Annotated in this window: 6 protein-coding genes and 1 pseudogene; 1 reads left to right on the plus strand and 6 read right to left on the minus strand. The window is 31.6% G+C overall.

From position 1 onward, the window contains the following. The first annotated feature begins 25 nt into the window (after positions 1-25). Complete coding sequence (locus tag SULYE_RS05110) at positions 26-634, plus strand: molybdenum cofactor guanylyltransferase (RefSeq protein WP_007547187.1); 609 nt, start codon at positions 26-28, stop codon at positions 632-634. Between the two features lie 290 nt (positions 635-924). Here the strand turns inward: SULYE_RS05110 and SULYE_RS05115 are convergent, their stop codons facing one another. The 6 genes and pseudogenes from SULYE_RS05115 to SULYE_RS05140 all read right to left on the minus strand — a co-directional run bounded on the left by SULYE_RS05115 (position 925) and on the right by SULYE_RS05140 (position 5952). Then, positions 925-1362, minus strand: a complete 438-nt coding sequence (locus SULYE_RS05115; RefSeq protein ID WP_007547189.1) for a hypothetical protein — start codon at positions 1360-1362, stop codon at positions 925-927. Beyond that, positions 1322-1738 carry a hypothetical protein gene (locus SULYE_RS05120; protein ID WP_007547190.1) on the minus strand — a complete coding sequence of 139 codons (417 nt, stop codon included), beginning with the start codon at positions 1736-1738 and terminating at the stop codon, positions 1322-1324. The genes SULYE_RS05115 and SULYE_RS05120 overlap by 41 nt, the downstream gene beginning before the upstream one ends. Then, positions 1701-2495 (minus strand): OmpA/MotB family protein, encoded by a 795-nt coding sequence (locus SULYE_RS05125; protein WP_007547192.1) that lies wholly within the window; start codon positions 2493-2495, stop codon positions 1701-1703. Before SULYE_RS05125 ends, SULYE_RS05120 begins: the two co-directional genes overlap by 38 nt. A 3-nt stretch (positions 2496-2498) precedes the next feature. After that, a complete protein-coding gene (gene motA, locus SULYE_RS05130; protein ID WP_007547194.1) occupies positions 2499-3260 on the minus strand; it encodes a flagellar motor stator protein MotA in 762 nt (253 codons plus the stop codon). A 24-nt stretch (positions 3261-3284) separates the two neighbouring features. After that, a pseudogene (locus tag SULYE_RS05135) lies at positions 3285-4952 on the minus strand (IS200/IS605 family accessory protein TnpB-related protein). A 328-nt stretch (positions 4953-5280) separates the two neighbouring features. Beyond that, a complete protein-coding gene (locus SULYE_RS05140; RefSeq protein ID WP_007547197.1) occupies positions 5281-5952 on the minus strand; it encodes an ABC transporter ATP-binding protein in 672 nt (223 codons plus the stop codon). Positions 5953-6035: the final 83 nt, after the last annotated feature.

The raw sequence follows: 6035 nt of genomic DNA on the forward strand, positions 1-6035 counted from the left end.
GAAAAATATTTAACAACAGCTTTATATGACTACGAATAAAATATCTTGCATCCTGCTTGCTGGCGGTCAAAGCAAGAGAATGGGTGAAGATAAAGCATTTTTAAAGCTTGACGGACAAACATTTTTAAAAATAATTGTTAAAAAGCTCTATGAAAAATGCGATGAAATCATCCTCTCGATAAATAAAGATGAAGAAATTTATCAAAAAGAACTCAATGAATTTCTTGATAAGATAACTTTTATCAAAGATAAAAATCCTTACGATGGTCCATTAAACGCCGTTGCGTCAGTAGCAGATAGTATTAATAATCCATATGTGTTTATAGCTACTGTAGATACTCCACTTTTAAATCCAGAATTAATTGATTTTTATAAAGAAAAAATTTCAGATTATGATTGCATTCTTCCTGTAATCAATGGAAAATGCCAACCTTTAAATACGCTTTATAAAAAAGATGCTTTAGAAAAAGCTAAGGAAGTATATAAGTCAAGTAAGTCCTTAATGTCTTGGATTGATAAGCTAAATTGCCTAAAATTGTATGAAGATGAAATATCTAAGACAGATAAGAATCTTTTTAGTTATTGGAGTATTAACACAAAAGATGAGTATGAGAGATTGAGGAGTATAAAATAATGAGACTATTCGAAAATCAACATTGTCATTCTGCAGCCGAGAGAAGAATCTTCACTTTTATCCATCTATAGTGTCATTCTGAGCGACAGCGAAGAATCTCATTTTTTGATTTTAAAAAGAGTAAAAAAGGAGATCCTTCGGACTTACGTCCTCAGGATGACAAGAAAAGGTAAACTTATAAAAATTTTACAATGTCCCATACTAAACGTCGTTTAGCTTACGGGCATTTCTGTATTAAAACAGGAAACTTACAATCAGTCTTGTCTATCCTGCTGTTTGTCGCTAATCATTCAATTTTTGATATTACTTTCTTCTTTCAATCTTGTTAAAATTTTTACGATTTTGCTAACCATTATTGGGTCGGTATTATCAAGTACAGCTGCTGCTTTTTTTTCATTCATATTATAAATAATGTATGCAGCATCTTCAGCTGACTCCATTTTAGACAGTTTTTGACCTGCCATCTCCGGGTCCATTTTTTCAAATACTTTTGCAAGCTTTTTATATCTTTCATCTTGAATTTTTTTCTTACTTTCTTCTATCTCTTTCTTCAAAAGCTCTAAAGCTTGTTTTTCTTTTTTTATTTGTTCTAATAAAGCTTCGTTTTTTTGATATGTTGCTTTTATTTCATCTCTTATCTGTTTTAATTTTTCAGCTTCTTTTTTTAGCTCTTCAACTTGTGCAAAACTACTGCTTATTAAAAATAGAATTCCTATTAAAAATCTCATTTGACTCCACCATTTCTTTAAAATTGTCTAAAATCTGTTTTTTGTTTACTTTTAAAGTAAAATATTTATCAATAGCTTTTTTCTCTGCATTTAGTAATGCTATCTTTTCTTTAATTTGCTCTTTTTCTTTCTCTAAGGATTTTATCTCTTCTTCTATCTTTTTTAATTTTTCTTTTTGATAATTGATGAATTCATATTTTTGTTCCATAGAAAAGATATCGTTAATATTAAGCTCTAATACTAAATTTATTTCATTTTCAATGGCGGATTTTTTATTATAAAATGTCTCTAAAGTCTCATCAATATTTTTCAGCTTTTCTTTTTCAGCGTTTAAATAATTATCTTTTACTTTCAGTAGTTGTTTTTTGTTTTTCATTTTTCTCTTCAGAATTTTCTTTATATATAAAATCTGCTTTTTCTTTTAATTCTGCTTCTTTATCAGTACCTGTAATAAGATTTATTTCGATTCTTCTATTTAACTTTCTTCCTAGTTCAGAATTATTTGGAGAGATTGGTTTTGTGTCAGCATAACCTACTGCACTAAATAGATATGGCGGTAAATTCCCGGCAGTTATTAAATATCTTACAACTGCAGCAGCTCTGGATGCAGAAAGTTCCCAGTTTGATGGATAAATACAGGTTGGTCCGGGTGGGATATCATCTGTATGTCCTTCAACTTCTACCGGCAGTTTGGCTTCTTTTATAACTTCAGCAATCCCATTTAATAATTCTTTATATTCTTGATTAATTTCTGTGCTACATGGAGGAAACAATATATAATCTAATATTCTAATTCTTACACCCATAGGAATTACTTCAACGCTAACTTTTCCTTCAAGATTTAGTTTTTTAATAATCTGCTCAACTCTTTCTTTTATCTTTTTCTTTGCATCTTCTCTTTTCTGTTTTACCCCCACACCTTCAATTATTGATGGAGGAGCAGACGAAGATATTGGTTTAAAGCTGAATGCAGCAGATATAGCTTCAACGAATGAAGCCAACTTTTTCTTATCTATCGTAGAAATAGCAAAAAGTGCGATAAAGAGAGCTAAAAGTAATGACAGAAAGTCTGCGTATGGTACAGCCCACCTTTCTCCTGCACCATGTTCTTCATGTTTTTTCTTTCTTGCCATATTTTAAGCCTCTTTAGCTTCAGATTTTCCTGTGTAAATCATAAGCTGTTCTCTAAGCATTTTTGGATTTTTAGATAATGCTATTCCAATTATACCTTCTAATATCATTTCTCTAGTTTTAATTATGTCTTTAGCTTTAGCTTTCATTTTGTGTCCCCATGGACCAAAAAGGAGGTAGGAAGATACGATACCTGTAACAGTTGCAGTAAAAGCACCTGCTATACCTGCTGCCATTTCTACCGGATTTTCAAGTCTTTTTAACGCAAGGATTAATCCCATAACTGCACCAACAAGACCAAAAACCGGTGTAGTTTCTCCTGCCGTAATCCAGTATTTTGCAGCACCTTCGTAATACTCTTCTATCTCTCCAATCTCCAACTCCATTCTTTCTCTAATTACCTCAGGCTCTAACCCATCCACAAGCATCTGCAGACCTTTTCTAAAAAATGGATCATCTATATTACCTATATCAGATTCTATTGCTAAAATTCCTTCTTTTCTTGCCTTTTCAGCTATCTTTATAATTTGTTCTAAAGTCTCTTCTGGGTTTAATTGAGGATTACCAAATACGATTTTAAGTTCTTTGTAAGCAGCTGCTACATATTTTTGTTTTGTTGCTACAGCAGCGGCTGATAACGATGTAGGTACGACTATTATAATAGAAGATATATGAATAAGTCCGGCAGGGTTTCCCCCTTCCAATATATCACCTATAGCAAACAAAATTAAGGCAGCGATTATCCCACCGATTGTAGTAATATCCATTATTTTCATGCCTGGTCAACCAAACTATGCGAAATTTGCACAGCTTGGGTTGGGGTATTTGTATTCCGCCATTTCAGACACTTCCGACCCCAACAGGCGGTATTTTGGAAGTGTCATAGCCCCTATACCAAGCACAGGAACTAACCTATTAGCCACTACTGTCCAATCCTTTTAAATTATAACACGCTTCAAAGGAGAAAAGTCTCTGTAAGACTTTTCAAGACAGCAGAAGGCTAAGACTATGGAAAGAACTTGCCAGCTTTTATGTCTACCCATAGGCAGACCCCTCACCTGCTCCTTCCATTGGTTTACAGGCTGTTGGGAAGATGACTCACTCTTTCCACTTTCTAAACGTGAGATGTGAGATGTGAGAAGTGAGACGTGTTTTTGTAATGTTTTTAGGTTTTTTCTGAGTTTGTTTAATTTGGTTTTAATTTTGTTTCTCTTGTATTCGTTTTTTTCTTCTTTTAGTTTTTGTTTTAGCTTTTTAATGTTATCTTCAATTTTTGCTATAGTGTATGATAAAAAGTCAGTATCATTTAACAGTTCTTTGTAATTCTTTGTTAATTTCTCTTTATATCCCAACCCTCTTCTTGCTATTACATAAGCTCCTGCTATGTCTTTGTCTATGTTGTATTGTGGAGAGTATTTTAGTTTTCCAATTAATGATGTGTATGCAGGGTTGACTTTTACTAATTCTATCCCGTTTCTTTTTGCTAAAACTTCTATTTTGTATAATAATCTTTTATAGCTCCATTTTTGTAATCTAATTCTTAACTTTACAAATCCATCTCCTCTTTTGCCTTTTGGTAGTTTATTTAAGTCTTCTATAGATATAGCTTTATTCTCTTCTTTTGCTATCTTTATTATCTTATGTGCTATTTGCCATTCTAAGTATTGTCTTTTTTCTGAGTTTGCTTCTAATAATTCGTTTAAACTAATGCTTTGATACTTTTCTAAATTTCCGTCTTTACTTGTGAAAGCTAATGCCAAATGAAATGGATATGCGTTTACATCTATGCCTATTATTCCATTGTCTTTTTTGATTGTGATAGGTGGCAGTTCCTCTTCAACAGATATAAAAGCATATACATTACCGTTTTTTACTTTTAGTCTAACTGAGTATGAAAACCACTGATTTGTCTGATATGCATTTTCTAATATAAACAGAAACTCTATCCATTTGTCTTTTTCTTTTTTAACATCTCTAATTACTTTTGCGTAGATATACTGTCTATCTCCTGTGTTTATTCTTAAATACAATTCATCATTTATCCACTGAAATCTTAAATTCAGATTACCTTGTTTTGATTTATCTCCTCTTGAATACAAATTCCCTTGTCTGCTTTCCTTCCATTTTGTTTTTAATTCTTTTCTTCTTTTTCCTGTTAAATGGTTTTTCTTTAGCTGTTCAAATAATTTCCTTGAGCCAAAGATAAGCTTTTTTGGATTTTGACCTCTTTCTTTGCATGATGTGATTGTTGATTGTGCTAAAAATATAGCATCATCTGAGTATCTTGTGTTTATGTCAAATAGTTTTGATAAATACTTTTTTAAATCTTTTCTTTTTTCACCTTCTAACAATCTTTGGTATGCATATCTCATTGCTGATGAAAATCTACGCATCAAATCTAATACAATCTCTTTATCTTGCTTATTTTGGAATTCAAGTTGGCACTGTAGAGTTATCATTTCTTAATCTCTCATTTTTATTATTTACAACTTCACACTTTTTGTTTTTGTATTTTTGTTATGCATCTTTTTACACTTTTTTACAGAAAATAGCAACTGTTGTTTGCCTCCTTTTTAGAAATTATTATAACTCAAATTTTATTTACACATTAGGGTGAGAAATTAGTGTTTTTTAATGTAATTTAAAAAGGAGATCCTTCGGACTTACGTCCTCAAGATGACGGAGAATGATCTAATGGTATCATTCTGAACACAATGGTGTCATTCTGCAGCCGGCGAAGAATCTCCTAACTTTTACTAAATTTCTCACCTGACGCATTATTATAACTTAAATTTTCTTCAAATCTTCTATAATTTCACCATCTTTTAATTTTATGATTCTTTGAGTTCTTTCTGCTAAATCAATCTCGTGAGTTACCATAATTATGGTTTTTCCTTCTTTGTTTAGATTTTCAAATATTTCCATAACTATTTCGGTATTTTTTGAGTCAAGATTACCCGTTGGTTCGTCTGCAATAATTACCAATGGATTGTTTGATAAAGCTCTTGCAATAGATACTCTCTGCTGTTCGCCACCTGATAGCTCGTAAGGTCTTCTGTCTTGCTTTTTTTCAAGCCCAAGCTTTTCGAGATTTTTTATTGCTATATCCGCTGCAACAGATTTTTCTACTCCACTTTTTAACATTGGAACCATAACATTTTCTAAGGCTGTAAGTTCATTTATCAGATAATGAAACTGAAACACGAATCCAAATTTTTTGTTTCTTATTTCAGAAATTCTTTTTTTATCCTTAAAATTTATCTCTTGATTTTCAACAAAAACTTTTCCATCTGTTGGCTGGTCTAAAAGTCCAAGTATGTATAACAATGTACTTTTTCCTGAACCGGATGGACCTATGATGCTTACAAACTCTCCTTGTTTTACTGAAAGATTAATATTTTTTAAAATATGTTCATTAGCGATAAACTTGTTTATATTTTCTACTTTTATAATTTCCATCATCCACCACTTCTAAAAATATCAACAGGGTTTAACTTTGATGCTTTGTAAGATGGATAAAAAGATGCCAGCATGGAGAAAAA

The sequence above is a fragment of the Sulfurihydrogenibium yellowstonense SS-5 genome (assembly GCF_000173615.1).
Classification (GTDB): domain Bacteria; phylum Aquificota; class Aquificia; order Aquificales; family Hydrogenothermaceae; genus Sulfurihydrogenibium; species Sulfurihydrogenibium yellowstonense.

What these genes read in the sequence shown, in the direction of transcription:
- SULYE_RS05140 (WP_007547197.1), bottom strand. Translation starts at nt 5,952, where the DNA reads ATGGAAATTATAAAAGTAGAAAATATAAACAAGTTTATCGCTAATGAA.
- SULYE_RS05120 (WP_007547190.1), bottom strand. Translation starts at nt 1,738, where the DNA reads ATGAAAAACAAAAAACAACTACTGAAAGTAAAAGATAATTATTTAAAC.
- motA (WP_007547194.1), bottom strand. Translation starts at nt 3,260, where the DNA reads ATGGATATTACTACAATCGGTGGGATAATCGCTGCCTTAATTTTGTTT.
- SULYE_RS05115 (WP_007547189.1), bottom strand. Translation starts at nt 1,362, where the DNA reads ATGAGATTTTTAATAGGAATTCTATTTTTAATAAGCAGTAGTTTTGCA.
- SULYE_RS05125 (WP_007547192.1), bottom strand. Translation starts at nt 2,495, where the DNA reads ATGGCAAGAAAGAAAAAACATGAAGAACATGGTGCAGGAGAAAGGTGG.
- SULYE_RS05110 (WP_007547187.1), top strand. Translation starts at nt 26, where the DNA reads ATGACTACGAATAAAATATCTTGCATCCTGCTTGCTGGCGGTCAAAGC.